This is a genomic window from Variovorax sp. NFACC27 (assembly GCF_048301545.1).
GTDB classification, from domain to species: domain Bacteria; phylum Pseudomonadota; class Gammaproteobacteria; order Burkholderiales; family Burkholderiaceae_C; genus Variovorax; species Variovorax gossypii.
The window spans coordinates 4,283,140-4,297,951 of sequence record NZ_CP157613.1; the positions used below are offsets into that span (position 1 = coordinate 4,283,140).

Consider the following 14,812-nt stretch of genomic DNA (forward strand, 5'->3'; position numbering starts at 1 on the left):
GATTGCGCAGCATGGCTTCGCGAGGTGCTGCGTTGATCCGCATCGACGCGCTGTGGCTATGCACGAAGCCAGCGGACATGCGCTCCGGTGCCGAGCGGCTGCTTTTAGCCAATCACGAACTTGCAAATTTCGCGCGAATACTCTTGGAGAAACGCATTTTTGTCGGGCAGTGGCTCCGTTGTATGTGGAGGGGGAGTGTCCATGAATGAAAAGTGGCCTGCCCCTTCTGTGACGCGGACGTCCACGGAAACCGAGTCGGACATCGCACTCGCCATCCATTCGGTTTGGATCGGAGGAGTGATGCTATCCGCCGAACCTACCCACGTCAGGACTGGAACTCGCACCGCATCAAGTGCTGCGGGCGCGCGGAAGAATCCAGTTGGGGGAGCCAAGAGAGCTAGACGAGTCAATCGACCGTCCGATGCAATCAAAATGCGTCGACCTGGTCCTAACCACATTTGAGCTCCCGCCATGGCGACGAGGGTGGCCGCACCAATCGAATGCCCCACACCTATCACCTTCGCCGAGGGCTCAATGAATGCGTCGAGTGCGAGGGAGAGACGTCTTGCGCGGAGAGTCAGTTCGTCCTCGCTTGGGGTAGTCGAAGCAAGCCGCTCGAAATGCGGCGCCACGATCATGCAGCCAGACTCGGCCAATGCGTTGAGGAGAGTAGCGTGACGTTCTGGCTGGCCGCCCGTGCCCACTGCGAAAAGAACCACAGGAGCACCAGTGGCTGCTTCCTGCACCGACACCTTGAATGAATCACCGCCGTCTTGCAGCGTCTGCGTCAGCATCAAAAGTCAGCTCCTTGTCATATGTGGAATCGACAGGGTCTTGCACGATGCATCGTCATCAAGTTCTTGCCCCGTCTCGACCCGCATTCTGCCGGGCCAACGAACGCCGGTCTGGACAGGCAGCGAGAGCTAGCCTGTCGTTGGCATCGCTGTCAATTGGTCAAGGTGGAATGACTGTTCGCGTACGAAGAAGGAGCTACGTGCAAGACCCAATCCCCAACCGCGCGAGGAGATCTGGCAGGCCGTCGCGCTCTCTCAGGGCGCCAATCAGCAGTGTCTCCGGGTTGGTCAGGAGCTGCAGATCGACGCCCAGGCCTTTTTCAACAGTTCATTGGCCTTGTTCAAGAGGTCCCGCTCATCGAGCGTGGGCAAAGGTGATACTCGACAGCCGCCACCTTCTGCGCCTGCGAATACTTCGGTTCACGGCCCGCGTGGGAATACATGAACGACCTCCTGGCAGCCCAAGTTTTTGTCCGCCCCCCGTGGCCCAGTTTTCAGCGCGAGTCAACATGCGCGGCACACCTCGCAAGGGTTCGATCCTCCCTTCGATCTCGGCGAATTTTCTGAGGGCTATCGAACCCGCTTCGGAACATCGCCAATGATGGTTGCGCGCATCATGTGGCGCTCCGAGGGGTAGTAGTCGGACACCGCGTAGTGCTGGACTGCCCGGTTGTCCCAGAAGACGATGGTGTCCGGCTCCCAGTGCACACGCACCTGGTATTCCGGGATCTTGGCCTGACGCACGAGCAGGTCGAACAGCTCGCGAATCTGGGTCGGTGTATCCATGCCCCAATCCGAGCCCAGAACTGCCCGGTAGTTGGCGATGTGCGTGGTGTGGATTTCGTTCACGTACAGGATCAACTCCCCGGTTTCAGGATGGGTGATGACCACCGGATGTTCCACGGAACGATGTCGATCCCGATATGCGGCTCGTTCGTTCGGATCCATCTTTTTGAACAATGCGACATTGATGTCGTTGACTGCCACCATGCTGTCGATCTTGCGCTTGACCTCCTCCGGCAACCCGGCGTATGCCTGGACCATGTTGCAGAAGATGGTGTCTCCTCCAACTTCCGGGCACTTGATGCAACGAAGAATAGAACCCATCGAGGGTTTCTCGTAGAACGCGGTGTCCGAGTGAAAAAGGTTCTCGGCGCCCTTTTTTTCCTTGGAAGCCTTGAGTTGAACAAGCTCGGGGAATTCCGCGTTGGCGGCCAGCAGCGGATTCTGCGTCTCAAGATCACCGAACTTTCGGGCGAACGCCACATGCTGCGCGGCGGAAACAGGCTGACGCCGGATGACCAGCACCCGGAAGGCCAGCAGCAGTGCGCGAATCCTGGCAATGCCGTCGTCATCGAGATCCGGCACAAACAGATCCTGCAACTCCAACCCGAGCGACGGGGCCAATCGACGGGTCTTCCATCCCGAAGGCAATCCTTCGAGAGCGTGCTTCATGGCCAAACTCGATTCGACAGCTGTCCACCGTGAAGCCATCTCATCTGCAATGTTCAATGACATTTGTGTCTCCTTTCAATCTATTGATGCAGTTCAACGAGCGGAATCTTGGGCTCGGTTCGCGCAGTCTTCTCTTATTCCGCAGTTACTCCCGAAACCTTGATGAACTCCTGCCAGCGCGGAACCTCCGTCTCGAGGAAGTTGCGGAACTCCGAGGGTGATCGAACCGCTTGTCTGCCTCCAACCTGCTCGATCAAGGCCGTGTACTCGTCGGTTTGCAGGACGGCCTGCACTGCGTTCCAGATCTCTGCGATCTTGTCCGGCGCGACACCGCTGGGCGCCAGCAGGCCGACCCATGGCACGACATCGAATCCCGGAAGACCGGATTCGGCGATCGTGGGAATCGACTCGAACTTGGGCAGCCGCTTCGCGCTGCTGATGGCCAAGGCCTTGATGCGGCCGCCTTGCAAGAGCGGTGTCGCGGCAGCCACTCCTTCGAAGGTCACCTGAACCTGGCCTGCGGCAAGGGCCGTCAGGGATGGCGCAGCCCCCTGATAGGGGACGTGCACGAACTTCAGCTTGGTACGCCGAATGAACTCCGTCATGGCGAGATGCGAAACGCTTCCGACGCCCGGTGACGAAAAACTGATCTCCCCTGGATGACTGTTCGCATAGCTGACCAGCGACTCAACCGAATCGATCGGCAGCTTGGAATTGACGAGCAGCAGCAGCGGGGTATCGTAGAGCGTCGCGACCGGCTCGAAGTTCTTCAGTGTGTTGTATCTCACGGCCTTGAAGAGGATCGGATTGATCACCAGCGCCGAAGATGCGGAGAAAGTCAGGGTGTTCAGGTCGCCGGTCGACCTGGCAACGTTGCCCAGCGCGATGCTTCCGCTCTGACCCGGAATATTCTCGACAAAGAAATTGCGCTCCAGCCTCCTGCTCAGGGCGGATGCCAGGTATCGCCCCACCGTATCGACGGATTGACCCGGTGGATAGCCGACAACGATCCGCGCCGAACGCTGAGAAGCGTCGCTCGCCTGAGTCTGCGCCTCCGCCCGGCCGGACATGCCGACAGAGAGCAGGCCCATCGACACAGCAGTCCACAAGGACAGGAATCGAAATTTCATCCGTTGTCTCCTTCGTTGCTCAAAGCGATTGCGCCCGAATCACGTGCACGGATCGCGTGCGTCTGCGCTCATTTCGAGACCGTGAAGCCGGTGGCCTTGACGATGGGGGCCGCGTAGCTGCGTTCCTCTCCCATCATGCGGGTCATCGTTGCGCCAGGCACGGCCGCGGGCTCGAGTCCGATCTGATCCCACCTCGCCTGCACGCTCTGGCCCTGCGTGGCGACCAGCAAAGCCGTCCCTGGCTTCTTGAGCAGCTCGCGGGGCATGCCAATGACGCCAAGCATGCGGATCCGTCCACCGCGGCGCAGCTTGAGTTCGCGGCCCGGGAACGTCCGTGCCCAGCGGGATGTGGCCGGCCATGACATCGGAGGCCAGTGGCGCACAGCCCTTGCAGGCCACCGCAACCATAGGCACGCGGTGGTCTTGAACATGCTCGCGTGCCGCGATCAGCGAGCGAGGCTCAACCACGGAAAGTTCATGGAGGCGAGTCGCACCCGCACCCGAATGGCTTGTCATGGAACAATCATCGAACTGGCGTGAGGACCTCGTCCAATACCGTTTGACTGGGGCGGACATACGAGAATCGTATGGGTACGATCGAGGCCGCCGAAGCGGTGCCACGCCGCATTCAGGACTACGGTCGCGCGCTGGCGGCCTTTGCGCGCGCCCGTCTTCGCCAACAAGCGGTCGACTCGTCTGAAGGTGCTGGTGCACGACGGCATCGGCATCTGGCTCGCCGCACGCCGGCTGCACCAAGGCCGCTTCACCTGGCCCGGCGGCGACTGTGCAGCGGTTGCCAACGCAGCGATCCAGCGACATCGACGACCTGCTGTCCCACGTGTGGGCTTCGCGCTGGGCCCCTGACTGCCAATGGAGAGGCGTCTGCCGGTTGATACCTACATGACCGTCGATACTGTCCGACTATGACCACGTTGGTTCTTCTCCCGGGCATGGATGGCACAGGCACTCTGTTCGATCCGCTAGTCAATGCGTTGTCTGGTGCCGCGTCATTCAAAGTGGTGGCCTACCCGCCCGCGGCGCCAAACGGATATGGCGCCCTTCAGAACGTCGCTGAAGCGGCTCTCCCGGCGGATGAGTCGATCATCTTGCTAGGCGAGTCATTTTCCGGACCCATCGCCATCTCGCTCGCCGCGAAGCATCCGAACCGAATCAAAGGTGTTGTGCTTTGCTGCACATTCGTGCGAAACCCGCACCCCTTTCTGGCGCTGTTTGGCTTCGTGGCAGCGTTGGCACCGATCAAGCAGTTGCCCTTAACCTTCGCCTGTGCGGCTCTGCTGGGGCGGCGCGCGACGCCGGACCTCCGACGCGCATTGGGCGCAGCACTCGCCATGGTCTCAGGAGCCGCGTTCCGCGCTCGGCTCAAGGCCGTCCTTTCCATAGATGTCTCGGCAGACCTGGCAAGAGTGACAGCCCCGATCCTCTATCTGCGCGCCAGCGAAGATCGACTGATACCGAAGCAAGCAGGCAACCTCATCAAGCACCTTCAACCCTCAACGCAGGTCAGAGAGATCGAGGGGCCGCATTGCCTACTGCAAGCAGCACCTGTAGCGGCGGCCCAAGCCATTCGGGAGTTCATGCGCACTGTCGAGCCACAGCCAGCCATGTCAGGCGCGTGAGCACGTCCTTCAGATAGGCGTAAGGATCGTGACCATCGGGTCTTGCCGAGCGGATCGATCACGACGGTCTTGTCGCGGACCATGGCGCCAGTCCCCTCCTTTGGCGATCAGTTGCTCAGCACCGAAGCCTGCGAGCATCGCCTGACAGTCGATCGTGAAGCTCGCACGATGAAGACGTCGTTCTCAAAAAAGTCCGTGGCGATTCAGAAAGCGACGTGCTCGGGTCCCTTCAGCCCCAGCAGCGCACGCGCCTCGTCCGGCGTTGCGATCTCGTGCCCGAGGCTCTCCAACAGCTGGCGGACCTTGCGTACCTGCTGCGCGTTCGATTCGGCGAGCTGCCCGCGCGAAATCAACAGCGAGTCCTCGAGTCCGACGCGCACGTGCCCACCCATCGTCGCGGCGGCCGTGGCCAGGGGAATCTGGCCACCCCCCGCACCGAGCACCGACCACTGGTACGCATCCCCGAAGAGCTTGTCGGCCGTGCGCTTCATGAAGACCAGGTTCTCGAGGTCCGCGCCGATGCCGCCCAGGATGCCGAGCACGAACTGGATGAAGATCGGCGCCTTGAACATCCCCGAGTCCACGCAGAACTTGAGGTTGTACAGGTGCCCGACGTCGTAGCACTCGTGTTCGAACTTGACGCGGTGATCATGTCCCAGCTCCTCGGCCACCATGCCGATGTCGCGAAAGGTGTTGCTGAAGATGTAGCTGTCCGATTCGCGCAGGTACGGTTCTTCCCAGTCGAACTTCCAGTCCTTGTAGCGCCGTGCCAGCGGATGCATCGAGAAATTCATGCTGCCCATGTTCAGCGAGCACATCTCGGGCGAGAAGCGCTTCGCCGGCGCGATGCGCTGCGCCACGGTGTTGCGCAGGCTGCCGCCGGTCGACAGGTTGATCACCGCGTTGGTCGACGCCTTGATCGTCGGCAGGAATCCGAGGAAGTGCTCCGGGTCGATCGAGACGGCCCCGTTGAGCGGATGGCGTGCGTGCAGGTGCAGCACCGCTGCGCCGGCCTCGGCCGCGTCGATCGCCTGGCGTGCGATGTCCTCGGGGCGGTACGGCAATGCGTCGGACATGGTCGGCGTGTGGATGGCGCCGGTGATGGCACAGGTGATGATGGTCTTGCGCGACGGTTTGGACATGGTGCTGGGCTGTCTTTGCGATGAGGTTCAGTGTTCGACCGGCTGGCGCTGCCAGACCAGCTTGATGACGGTCTCGATGCCGTCCTGCATCTGCGGCGCGGTCGTCAGGACGGCGGCGTCCTGCTCGAAGCTCAGGGCGCGACGCAGCACGGTCCCGACCCAGTTCGGATAGGTGGACATGTCCACCGCGTGCCGGACCCAGCCGCCCTCCACGTCGAACCCCCCTGCGTACGCGATGGAGGACCTGTAGGCTTCCGCGCGCTGCGATTGCGGCGCCGCCTGCCGGTCGCCGTCGAGCTGTGCGCGCCCCTCATGGGTGATGAGCGCCATCATCCGCGCGTCGCCGCCGTAGTGAATGACGCCAGCTGGCCGCGCGCCGTAGACGTCATGCAGGCGTTCGCCGCGAGGACCGACGGCATAGGCCTCGCGCAGGAACCAGGTTCCGATCAGAGCATCCGCGTTCATGGAAAAGAAAACTCCAGGGTTGTGGGAAAGTGTTCAGGGCAGCACGGCCACGGCCCGGACCCACCCCGCGGAAGCGGCGTGGATCTTCACGGGGAAGCAGATCACCTGGAAACCCGTGGGGGGCAGCAGGTGCAGGTTGGTCACCTTCTCCATCTGGAAGTAGCCGATCTCCCGGCCCGCCTTGTGGCCCTCCCAGATGAGGGACGCATCCCCGGTTTCGCGGTAGCGCCGCGCGGTGTGACTGAAAGGGGCGTCCCAGGACCAGGCGTCGGTTCCGACGACCCGTACGCCGCGCTCGGTGAGGAACAGCGTGGCCTCGCGGCCCATGCCGCAGCCGGTGTCCAGGTAGTCGTCCTGCCCGTAGCGTGCGCCCGCCGCCGTGTTGACGAGCACGATGTCCAGGGGCTGCAGCACGTGGCCGATGCGCGCGAGCTCCGCCTCGATCTCGTCGGCACGCACCACGTGACCGTCCGGCAGGTGCCGGAAGTCGAGCCGGACCCCCGGCCGATAGCACCACTCCAGCGCCACTTCGTCGATGGTCGCGGCCCGCTCGCCACCGTTCATCGTCGAGGCGTAGTGCCATGGCGCATCCATGTGGGTGCCGTTGTGCGTCGACAAGTCGATGCGCTCGACGGCCCACGCTTCACCGTCGGGCAAGTCCTGCGGGCGCAGGCCGGCGAACGGCTTGGCCAGCGCGGCAAAGGTTTCCTGGTGGTTCTGGTACCGGATCTGCGGGCCGTTGCCCGGACGGTCCACGGACAGGCCATTCTGGATGGCGACGGACAGGTCGATGAGCTGCATTGCGGTCGTGCTGTGAAGTGTCGGGTGGGGCGCCATCGATTCGCCAGGCGCTACTGCTTGCGCAGGCCGATCGCGCGCACCAGTTCGGGCCACGCCTGGTTTTCATGGGCGAGGAACTGGATTGCCGAGGCAACGGAACCGCCGGTCGGCTCGCTGCCGTTCTCGCGCAGCCGCTGGACCATCTCCGGTTGCTTGAGAACCGCATTGACCTCGGTGTTCAGACGGTTCACCACCTCGGTGGGCGTTCCCGCGGGAGCCACCAGCATGAACCACAGGGAGAAGTCGATGCCGGTGAAGCCCTGCTCCTCGAAGGTGGGCACGTTGGGCAGGGCCTCGGCCCTCTGGCGTGTCGATACCGCCAGAGCCTTGACCTTGCCGGACTGGATGAACGGCCGGACGGTGCCGACGTTGTCGCACAAGGCCTGGACGCTGCCGCCGAGCAGGTCGGTGATGGCGGGCGCAGCGCCCTTGTAGGGGATGTGGTTCAGCGCGATGCCCGCGGAGCGCGCGAACAGGCCTGCACAGATGTGCTGCGGGGAGCCCTCCCCGGCATTGGCCATGTTGATCTGGCCGGGCTTGCTTTTCGCGCTCGCCACCAAGTCCTTGAGCCCTTCGTTCGCCATCTCGGGCCCGGTCACGAGCACCAGGGCGGCCGACGACACCTTGGCGATGGGCGCGAAGGCCTTGACCGGCTCGTAGGGCATCTTCTGAAAGAGGCTCTGATTGACCGCCAGCGGCCCCAGCCCCGCCAGGAGAAGGCTGTAGCCATCGGGCTGTGACTTGGCAACGGCGTCGGCGCCGATGGTGCCGTTCGCCCCGCCCTTGTTGTCAACGATGACGGGCTGGCCCAGGCGGGTCCCGAGTTTCTCGGCCAGCAAACGGGCGATGTTGTCGGTGCCCCCGCCCGGCGCATAGGGCACCACCAGGCGGATCGGCCTCTGCGGGTATTGCGCCGCAGCCGGCAGTGCTGCCAGGGCAAGGGTCCACAGGATGCACTGCAGTGCCGGTTTCAACATCTTCATTTCCTTCGGGTGACGACTTGGCCTGAATATTAGTTATTCGACCGACTAAGTAAAAATAGGGCAAACCCTAGCGACGGGGACGAGGCCAGGGTGGGCACTGACAGAGCAGCCGTGGAACACGGGGCGCGGGGCCTTTGCGGCGCCGAGTGCTCGGCCGTTCACGAAGGGCGGGATCGGGTGGGCCATGACCTCCCCTCCGAATCGGTGCGGGAGCTGGGCCGCTTGTTTGTTAGTCTTTCGAATAACTAATAATGGAACGGCCTGCACGGAGCAGGAACATGATCCATCGCCCTCGGGAGGCTGACCGGCCTCGGGCGGACCGCAAAAGTAGCAAAGCCATGGGAAAGAGCATTCATCTCGACAACGCGGCGGCCACCACGGAGGCCGCGGAGTCGTCGCCGCATCGGCGGCGCAAGAGCGACGCGCGGGAAAACATCCTGCGCGCGGCCGAAGGCCTGTTCGCGGAACACGGCTTCACAGGCAGTTCGCTGCGCAACATTGCCGAAAGCGCCGGGGTCAACCAAGGGATGATTCATTACTTCTTCCGCAGCAAGGAGGCCTTGTTCCAGGAGACCTACCTGCACCGTGGCACCCCGATGGTCGAAGAGCGCATGCGACTGCTCGACGCAGAGGAGGCCGCGGCCAAGGGAGCGCCCGTCCCGCTGGAGCGCCTCATCGAGAGCTTCCTGGCACCCGCATTCAAGCTGGCGATGAGCGGTGACAGCGGCCGTGCGTTCCTGCGCATGCAGGCGCACCTGCAGCTCGACGGCACGCCGTTCGCCAACGAACTGCGCCAGCGCCTCTACGACGTGTCGTCGCGCCGGTTCGTGGCCGCTTTCGCACGCAGCCTTGCCGACCTATCACGAGAGGACGTTTCCTGGCGCTTCATGTTCATGCTCGGCAGCTACCAGTACGCCCTGGCGGACACCGGGCGCGTCGACGTGATCTCCGACGGGCTGTGCAGCGGAAAGAACATTGCCGAGTCATTGCGCCAGATCGTGCCCTTTCTCGCCGCCGCCATGCGCGCGCCTGGATTGACCATCGCTTCAGACAAGCCTTCACGCAAGCGCTGACGACCTGCCTGGACTGCTGCCACGGGCATCCCGCCTGGCGTCCTTCACGGCACCTTCATTCAGAGACCGCCACGGGAAGGATGGTGACAAAATCTGTCACTATGCCTTCTTACATTGAGCTTTCCCCAACTCAACCGAAGGAAAGCACCATGAATACCAGCAAGGCACTCGAGATCGCCCAGGTTTACGCCAAGGCGCTCGCGAACAAGGACGTCGAGACCATCGTCTCCATCTCGGCCGAGGATGTCGTCTGTACCTCGCCCATCGGTCAGACCGCCGGCATCGAGCGCTTCCGCGCCTTCCAGGAAGGTTTTGCCAGGATGCTCACGAACCTGACCGTTCTCGCCGTCTACGGCGACGATGAACAGGCCGTCGTGGTTTACCTCGCCGAGACGCACCCGGTGCCGCGCTCGCTCGTGGCGGAGCTCGTCAAGATCAAGGACGGCAAGCTTACATCGACCGATGTGATCTACGACGCCACGCCCTTCGCCGCCTTCATGCAAACGGTTCAGCCTCATTGAGCGGACGGTCCTGCAATGAAGCGAGTTCAATACGACAGGTATGGCGGCCCCGAGGTGATGCGCCTGGCGGAGTTCGACCTGGAATCCCCTGGCCAGAGCGACGTGGCAGTCAGGGTCAGGTTTGCGGCCCTCAATCCCATCGACTGGAAAGTGCGCAATGGCGATCTCAAGATGGTCACGGGAAAGTCCTTCCCGCGCGCGTTGGGGTCTGACTTCTCCGGCACGGTGATGGCCGTCGGCCCGGGCGTCACTCGCTTCAAGCCTGGAGATGCCGTGTTCGGCCTTGCGAGACTCAAGGAAAGCGGTGCGTGCGGCCACGCCGTGCTCACGGATGCGAATTTCCTGGCGAAGAAGCCTGACGGCGTTTCCTTCGAGGATGCAGCTTGTCTCGGCACTCCTGGCGTCACCGCCTGGAATGGTCTCTTCGACAAGGCCAGGTTGAAGCCCGAGGCGCATGTGTTCATCAACGGCTGCACCGGGGCGGTTGGAGAAACAGCCGTTCAGCTTGCACGGATGACAGGGGCCAGGGTCTCGGGCAGTTGCAGCGCTCAAGCGATGCCACGTGCCCATGCACTGGGTGTCACGAGCGTCTACGACTATCGAGCAACCGACTTGGCAACTATCAGCGAGCGCTTCGACGTTGTTTACGATACCGCGGCCACGATGACGAGCGCCGTCGGCCTCGGGATGCTTCGTGAGGCAGGTGTGTTCCTGGACATCAATCCGACGCTGGGCAAGTTCATGCGCTCCATGTTCGATCGCAGGCTGAAGCCGATCATCTGCAAGGCGAGAGCGGACATCCTCGATGGCCTGGCGCGTGCTGCCGCAGAAGGAAAACTGCGGCTCCCGGTTGCCAAGACCGTGCCGCTGAGCGAAGCCATCCGCCTTGTCACCGAGCTCCAACAAGGGCACAAGCTGGCCGGCAAAGGCCTCGTTGTGATGGATTGACATGTCCCGCAGCCAGCGGTTGTTCGACCTCATGCAGGTGCTGCGCCGACACCGTGGAACGGTGTCCGGCGAAGTGCTTGCCAGCGAGTCAGGCGTGTCGCTGCGCACGATACGAAGAGACATCGCCACGCTGCAGTCGCTCGGAGCGGACATCGACGGTGCCCCGGGCGTCGGCTACATCCTGAGGCCGGGATTCCTTCTGCCCCCGCTGTCATTCACCGAGGAGGAGCTCCAGGCACTGGTCGCGGGCGCACAGTGGGTCAGCCGCCAGACGGACGATGCGCTCGCCTTTGCCGCTCAGAATGCGCTCGCCAAGATTGGTGGTGTGCTTCCCTCCGACATGCGAAGGATGCTGGATGACGACGCGCTCTACATCGCCCGGAAGAGAGAAGACACGTCGGGTCTCGACCTGGCAAGGATCCGTCAGGCGATGCGCGACCAGTGCAAGATGCGCATCGGCTACACCGATCAGGCTGGTGCAGCTTCGCAGCGGGTCATCTGGCCGATCATGCTGGGCTTTGTCGAGTCGCGACGGTTCATCGCGGGATGGTGCGAACTGCGCCAGGATTTCCGCCTGTTCCGCGGCGACCGAATCACAAAGGTCGAATTCCTGCAGGAGCGCTATGCCGGAAATCGCCGCCAGATGGTCAAGGAATGGCGCGCGCAGGTCGAACGTGAACGCAGTCGCCGTGATGGCGTTTAGGCGGCGCTTGCTCATCTGGTGGGCTGGTAGAACCCTGCCGCATCGCAGGTACGCCACCAGCCCCAACCAGGAAATAGCAGAGTGGGCGAAAAACATTCTTCACCGACATAGGACTAGCAGTCCGAGGGATGAGCAAGTGGACTATAGCGCCGCTCGTCCGCTCGAAATTCGACGGACGACATCTCGAAACAGGGCTGATGTGCGACGCTGAGCAGCTGGCGAAGGTGACCTGATAAGCAAGACTCTGATCGCGTGCCTTTGGCAAATCGGTTCGACTTCTGTGCACGCTGACTTGGCGCGGAACGTCGCGTGGGTAGCGAACATTGAACGGCTCATCTGCCCCACAACTACCCCCGATGGTTTGCCCAAGATGTGAACAAGGCGAGATTGCCGCAACGGCAATCAGATGCAATGGCGCTGGGCTGTTCGTTTGCGAGGAGTGCGAGGCTACTTGGATCGTCGAGTCCGAGATTGGGGCGAGGCCCTTCGTGGACCTCGGTACCCATATGCGAAGCTTGGGACTCGCACCAACCTGGGATGAGCTTGACGCCCGAGCTCCATAGGTTCGACCCGGCCACGACCGATCATTCGCCGGTCCAGCAAAATTCGGCTGAAAGAAGCCGCTTGAAAAGCCCTCAACAAGAATGCTCACGGTAACACTACGCCCGCAGAAGGACTTCCCCACCGATGACTTGGTCACTGTTCTACCGCTTCGACGATGAGGTCCCCACGAACTTTTACGAACTGCGCCAATTCGGCAACTCGCTGTGGACCGCGAACGGCAAGGTGCACACCATGGGGCACTCCCTGGTCGCCGAGTTCGCAAGTCCCGAAGCCGCAAAGGAAGCCCTCGTGCAGCGAAGCAACGAGATCGAGGCGCAGGGCTACAAACGAGTGCGCCACGGCATACACGATCCCGCTCGAATCGACTTCCCCTTGCTCACTACAGAGATTCGCGAAGGTGCTCGCCACACCTTTCAAGCCATTCGCGCGGCCCATCCTGACAAGACCATCCGCCTTTTCGCGCTTGGCAGCGATGACGGTGCGATGACCATCGTCCATGCTGCCAGCGATCTCTCTTTGGGCGCTCCGGGCGACATGGACGATGAAAGCGAGGTCTGGAGTTCCGCCGAATGGCCCTACACGGAGGGCGGTGAGTTCCTCGACATCGCTTACCGCATGATCCTGTCATGCCACCGCAGCGACTTGCCTTGCGATGTTGAATTCGACGTCTTGCATGCGGGTCTCTTCGAGGCCTGCATTGCCGCGATGGAGCAACTTGACCGTGAAGGTTTCTTCGGCACGGGCGACGCGCGTGAAGAGGTTGTTCTGCTATGCCAAAGCGAGGGCAACGAGGATATGGAAGGCTCGATCGGAAGACTCAACACTTCGCGCGTGGTGGGGCGACTCGAACGTTGGATCAAGCTCTGCCAATGAGCTCAGATTAAGAGCTTGGCGGATTGCCGGATGACCCTGAGGTTTCGCCTGAGTGATCGCTTTGCGAAGTTTCCAAGATAGAGTCGGCCGAGGCTGTGTGGAAACACCCTCGATGGTCACCTATATTGAGCCAACCCGTCTGAACAAGGTGGTGGCTCATGAGGCGATTCATCGAGAGCGAGGACCGGCGGCAAGTGACCTTGATGCCAGAGTGCCTGGACGACTATATCGGCGAAGACAACCCGGTGCGAGTCGTGGATGCCTTCGTCGAGGAGCTTGATCTGCACGCGTTGGGCTTCCAAGGTGTCGAGCCAGCAGCAACCGGACGACCTTCGTACCACCCATCGGTGCTGCTTAAGCTCTACATCTACGGCTATCTAAACCGCATTCAGTCGAGCCGGCGCCTGGAGCGCGAAGCGCAGCGCAACGTGGAACTGATGTGGCTCACCGGCCGATTGGCGCCTGACTTCAAGACTATCGCAGACTTCCGTCGGGACAACGGCCAGGGCATCCGCAACGCGTGCCGTCAATTCATCATCCTGTGCCGCGAGCTCAAGCTGTTCACCAGCGCTGTGGTGGCCATCGATGGCAGCAAGTTCAAGGCAGTCAACAGTCGAGACCGCAACTTCACACCCGGCAAGATCGACGGGCGCCAGAAGCAGATCGAGCAGAGCATCCAGCGTTACCTAGACGCCCTGGAGACGGCCGATCGCACCCAGCCTGCCGAGGTTGAAGCCAAGACCGAGCGACTGCAGGACAAGATCAAGAAGCTGCGCAATCAGATGAAGCAGCTCGACGACACCCGAGAAGAGCTGAAGGACGAGCCCGACGGCCAACGCTCGCTCACTGACCCTGACGCGCGCTCGATGAACTCACAGGCCACGGGCTCGGGCCTGGTGGGCTACAACGTGCAGGCGGCGGTCGATGCGAAGCACCACTTGATCGTGGCGCACGAGGTGACCAACGTCGGCAACGACCGCGCGCAGCTGAGCAAGATGGCCAACGCTGCGCGCGAAGCGATGAACAAAACCAAGCTGCAAGCACTTGCTGATCGCGGCTACTTCAACGGCACGGAACTCAAGGCTTGTGAGGATGCGGGCATCGCGGCCTACGTGCCCAAGCCGATGACCTCCGGCGCCAAGGCGGACGGTCGCTTCGACAAGAGCGACTTCATCTACATCGCGAAGGACGACGAGTACCTATGCCCAGCAGGACAACGGGCCATCTTCAGGTTCAGCACTGTGGAGAAGAGCGGCCTGCATGCACACCTATATTGGACCAGCGCCTGCCCCAGTTGCCCGCTGAAGCCTCAGTGCACACCCAGTGCCTATCGGCGAGTGCGGCGATGGGAGCACGAAGCGGTGCTCGAGCGCGCGCAGCAGCGACTGGATCGCAAGCCTGATGCAATGACGTTACGACGGCGCACCGTCGAGCACGTCTTCGGCACGCTCAAACACTGGATGGGTTCGACCCACTTCCTCACCAAAACGCTGGCGAACGTGGGCACTGAGATGAGCCTGCACGTGCTGGCCTACAACATGAAGCGGGTGATCTCGATACTGGGCATGAGCAGAACGATGAAGGCGATGAGATTGATCGGGGCATGAGCCCCCTTTGCTTGCCTTCTTGCCCCTCGGGCGTGCCACGCTGCGCGTCCAGCGGCCCACAACAACTGGATGAATCA

Annotated in this window: 17 protein-coding genes and 1 pseudogene; 8 read left to right on the plus strand and 10 right to left on the minus strand. The window is 62.2% G+C overall.

The window, feature by feature from the left end:
- Window positions 1-104: 104 nt before the first annotated feature.
- From ABL840_RS19995 to ABL840_RS20015, 5 genes and pseudogenes are all read right to left on the minus strand, one after another.
- Window positions 105-794, minus strand: a complete 690-nt coding sequence (locus tag ABL840_RS19995) for an alpha/beta hydrolase family protein (protein WP_143043047.1) — start codon at window positions 792-794, stop codon at window positions 105-107.
- A 186-nt stretch (window positions 795-980) separates the two neighbouring features.
- A pseudogene (locus ABL840_RS20000) lies at window positions 981-1,151 on the minus strand (IS3 family transposase); the annotation flags it as partial.
- A gap of 213 nt (window positions 1,152-1,364) precedes the next feature.
- Window positions 1,365-2,249, minus strand: coding sequence for a TauD/TfdA dioxygenase family protein (locus ABL840_RS20005; RefSeq protein WP_176947680.1), 885 nt, complete (start codon window positions 2,247-2,249; stop codon window positions 1,365-1,367).
- A gap of 134 nt (window positions 2,250-2,383) precedes the next feature.
- Entirely contained in the window at window positions 2,384-3,379 is a 996-nt protein-coding gene (locus ABL840_RS20010) for a Bug family tripartite tricarboxylate transporter substrate binding protein (RefSeq protein ID WP_093209305.1), read from the minus strand.
- A gap of 68 nt (window positions 3,380-3,447) precedes the next feature.
- Complete coding sequence (locus ABL840_RS20015; protein WP_093209308.1) at window positions 3,448-3,663, minus strand: hypothetical protein; 216 nt, start codon at window positions 3,661-3,663, stop codon at window positions 3,448-3,450.
- A 424-nt stretch (window positions 3,664-4,087) separates the two neighbouring features.
- Between ABL840_RS20015 and ABL840_RS20020 the strand changes: the two genes are divergently transcribed.
- Both ABL840_RS20020 and ABL840_RS20025 read left to right on the plus strand, forming a co-directional pair.
- Entirely contained in the window at window positions 4,088-4,243 is a 156-nt protein-coding gene (locus ABL840_RS20020; protein WP_418116371.1) for a hypothetical protein, read from the plus strand.
- A 59-nt stretch (window positions 4,244-4,302) separates the two neighbouring features.
- Window positions 4,303-5,016: an alpha/beta fold hydrolase gene (locus tag ABL840_RS20025; RefSeq protein ID WP_176947681.1), complete on the plus strand. Its 714-nt coding sequence runs from the start codon at window positions 4,303-4,305 to the stop codon at window positions 5,014-5,016.
- On the opposite strand, the gene ABL840_RS20030 is transcribed toward ABL840_RS20025, so the two are convergent.
- From ABL840_RS20030 to ABL840_RS20050, 5 genes are all read right to left on the minus strand, one after another.
- Window positions 4,973-5,071, minus strand: a complete 99-nt coding sequence (locus ABL840_RS20030; protein WP_126472319.1) for a transposase domain-containing protein — start codon at window positions 5,069-5,071, stop codon at window positions 4,973-4,975. The genes ABL840_RS20025 and ABL840_RS20030 overlap by 44 nt on opposite strands.
- Before the next feature lie 148 nt (window positions 5,072-5,219).
- Window positions 5,220-6,158: a 3-keto-5-aminohexanoate cleavage protein gene (locus tag ABL840_RS20035; protein WP_093209313.1), complete on the minus strand. Its 939-nt coding sequence runs from the start codon at window positions 6,156-6,158 to the stop codon at window positions 5,220-5,222.
- Between the two features lie 27 nt (window positions 6,159-6,185).
- On the minus strand, window positions 6,186-6,623 hold the full coding sequence (locus ABL840_RS20040; protein WP_093209317.1) for a lipocalin-like domain-containing protein: 438 nt from the start codon (window positions 6,621-6,623) through the stop codon (window positions 6,186-6,188).
- A 33-nt stretch (window positions 6,624-6,656) separates the two neighbouring features.
- On the minus strand, window positions 6,657-7,424 hold the full coding sequence (locus ABL840_RS20045) for a cyclase family protein (RefSeq protein WP_093209319.1): 768 nt from the start codon (window positions 7,422-7,424) through the stop codon (window positions 6,657-6,659).
- 50 nt (window positions 7,425-7,474) lie between these two features.
- Complete coding sequence (locus ABL840_RS20050; protein ID WP_176947682.1) at window positions 7,475-8,440, minus strand: Bug family tripartite tricarboxylate transporter substrate binding protein; 966 nt, start codon at window positions 8,438-8,440, stop codon at window positions 7,475-7,477.
- Between the two features lie 284 nt (window positions 8,441-8,724).
- On the opposite strand from ABL840_RS20050, the gene ABL840_RS20055 reads away from it, so the two are divergent.
- The 6 genes from ABL840_RS20055 to ABL840_RS20080 all read left to right on the plus strand — a co-directional run bounded on the left by ABL840_RS20055 (window position 8,725) and on the right by ABL840_RS20080 (window position 14,735).
- The gene (locus tag ABL840_RS20055) at window positions 8,725-9,519 is read left to right on the plus strand and encodes a TetR/AcrR family transcriptional regulator (RefSeq protein ID WP_176947683.1); all 795 of its coding nucleotides are present in this window, start codon (window positions 8,725-8,727) and stop codon (window positions 9,517-9,519) included.
- Window positions 9,520-9,668: 149 nt separating this feature from the next.
- Window positions 9,669-10,040, plus strand: a complete 372-nt coding sequence (locus ABL840_RS20060; protein ID WP_093307885.1) for a nuclear transport factor 2 family protein — start codon at window positions 9,669-9,671, stop codon at window positions 10,038-10,040.
- Window positions 10,041-10,055: 15 nt separating this feature from the next.
- The gene (locus ABL840_RS20065) at window positions 10,056-10,988 is read left to right on the plus strand and encodes an NAD(P)-dependent alcohol dehydrogenase (RefSeq protein WP_093209328.1); all 933 of its coding nucleotides are present in this window, start codon (window positions 10,056-10,058) and stop codon (window positions 10,986-10,988) included.
- Window position 10,989: 1 nt separating this feature from the next.
- The gene (locus ABL840_RS20070; protein WP_176947684.1) at window positions 10,990-11,691 is read left to right on the plus strand and encodes a helix-turn-helix transcriptional regulator; all 702 of its coding nucleotides are present in this window, start codon (window positions 10,990-10,992) and stop codon (window positions 11,689-11,691) included.
- 687 nt (window positions 11,692-12,378) lie between these two features.
- Window positions 12,379-13,128, plus strand: a complete 750-nt coding sequence (locus tag ABL840_RS20075) for a DUF4303 domain-containing protein (protein ID WP_240652205.1) — start codon at window positions 12,379-12,381, stop codon at window positions 13,126-13,128.
- A gap of 158 nt (window positions 13,129-13,286) precedes the next feature.
- A complete protein-coding gene (locus ABL840_RS20080) occupies window positions 13,287-14,735 on the plus strand; it encodes an IS1182 family transposase (protein WP_093308116.1) in 1,449 nt (482 codons plus the stop codon).
- Window positions 14,736-14,812: the final 77 nt, after the last annotated feature.

Bases quoted from the DNA above. Each gene is read 5' to 3' on its own strand.
- ABL840_RS20060 (WP_093307885.1), top strand. From the start codon at position 9,669: ATGAATACCAGCAAGGCACTCGAGATCGCCCAGGTTTACGCCAAGGCG.
- ABL840_RS20055 (WP_176947683.1), top strand. From the start codon at position 8,725: ATGATCCATCGCCCTCGGGAGGCTGACCGGCCTCGGGCGGACCGCAAA.
- ABL840_RS20045 (WP_093209319.1), bottom strand. From the start codon at position 7,424: ATGCAGCTCATCGACCTGTCCGTCGCCATCCAGAATGGCCTGTCCGTG.
- ABL840_RS20050 (WP_176947682.1), bottom strand. From the start codon at position 8,440: ATGTTGAAACCGGCACTGCAGTGCATCCTGTGGACCCTTGCCCTGGCA.
- ABL840_RS20015 (WP_093209308.1), bottom strand. From the start codon at position 3,663: ATGCTTGGCGTCATTGGCATGCCCCGCGAGCTGCTCAAGAAGCCAGGG.
- ABL840_RS20075 (WP_240652205.1), top strand. From the start codon at position 12,379: ATGACTTGGTCACTGTTCTACCGCTTCGACGATGAGGTCCCCACGAAC.
- ABL840_RS20005 (WP_176947680.1), bottom strand. From the start codon at position 2,249: ATGAAGCACGCTCTCGAAGGATTGCCTTCGGGATGGAAGACCCGTCGA.
- ABL840_RS20025 (WP_176947681.1), top strand. From the start codon at position 4,303: ATGACCACGTTGGTTCTTCTCCCGGGCATGGATGGCACAGGCACTCTG.
- ABL840_RS19995 (WP_143043047.1), bottom strand. From the start codon at position 794: ATGCTGACGCAGACGCTGCAAGACGGCGGTGATTCATTCAAGGTGTCG.
- ABL840_RS20035 (WP_093209313.1), bottom strand. From the start codon at position 6,158: ATGTCCAAACCGTCGCGCAAGACCATCATCACCTGTGCCATCACCGGC.
- ABL840_RS20010 (WP_093209305.1), bottom strand. From the start codon at position 3,379: ATGAAATTTCGATTCCTGTCCTTGTGGACTGCTGTGTCGATGGGCCTG.
- ABL840_RS20070 (WP_176947684.1), top strand. From the start codon at position 10,990: ATGTCCCGCAGCCAGCGGTTGTTCGACCTCATGCAGGTGCTGCGCCGA.
- ABL840_RS20040 (WP_093209317.1), bottom strand. From the start codon at position 6,623: ATGAACGCGGATGCTCTGATCGGAACCTGGTTCCTGCGCGAGGCCTAT.
- ABL840_RS20065 (WP_093209328.1), top strand. From the start codon at position 10,056: ATGAAGCGAGTTCAATACGACAGGTATGGCGGCCCCGAGGTGATGCGC.
- ABL840_RS20080 (WP_093308116.1), top strand. From the start codon at position 13,287: ATGAGGCGATTCATCGAGAGCGAGGACCGGCGGCAAGTGACCTTGATG.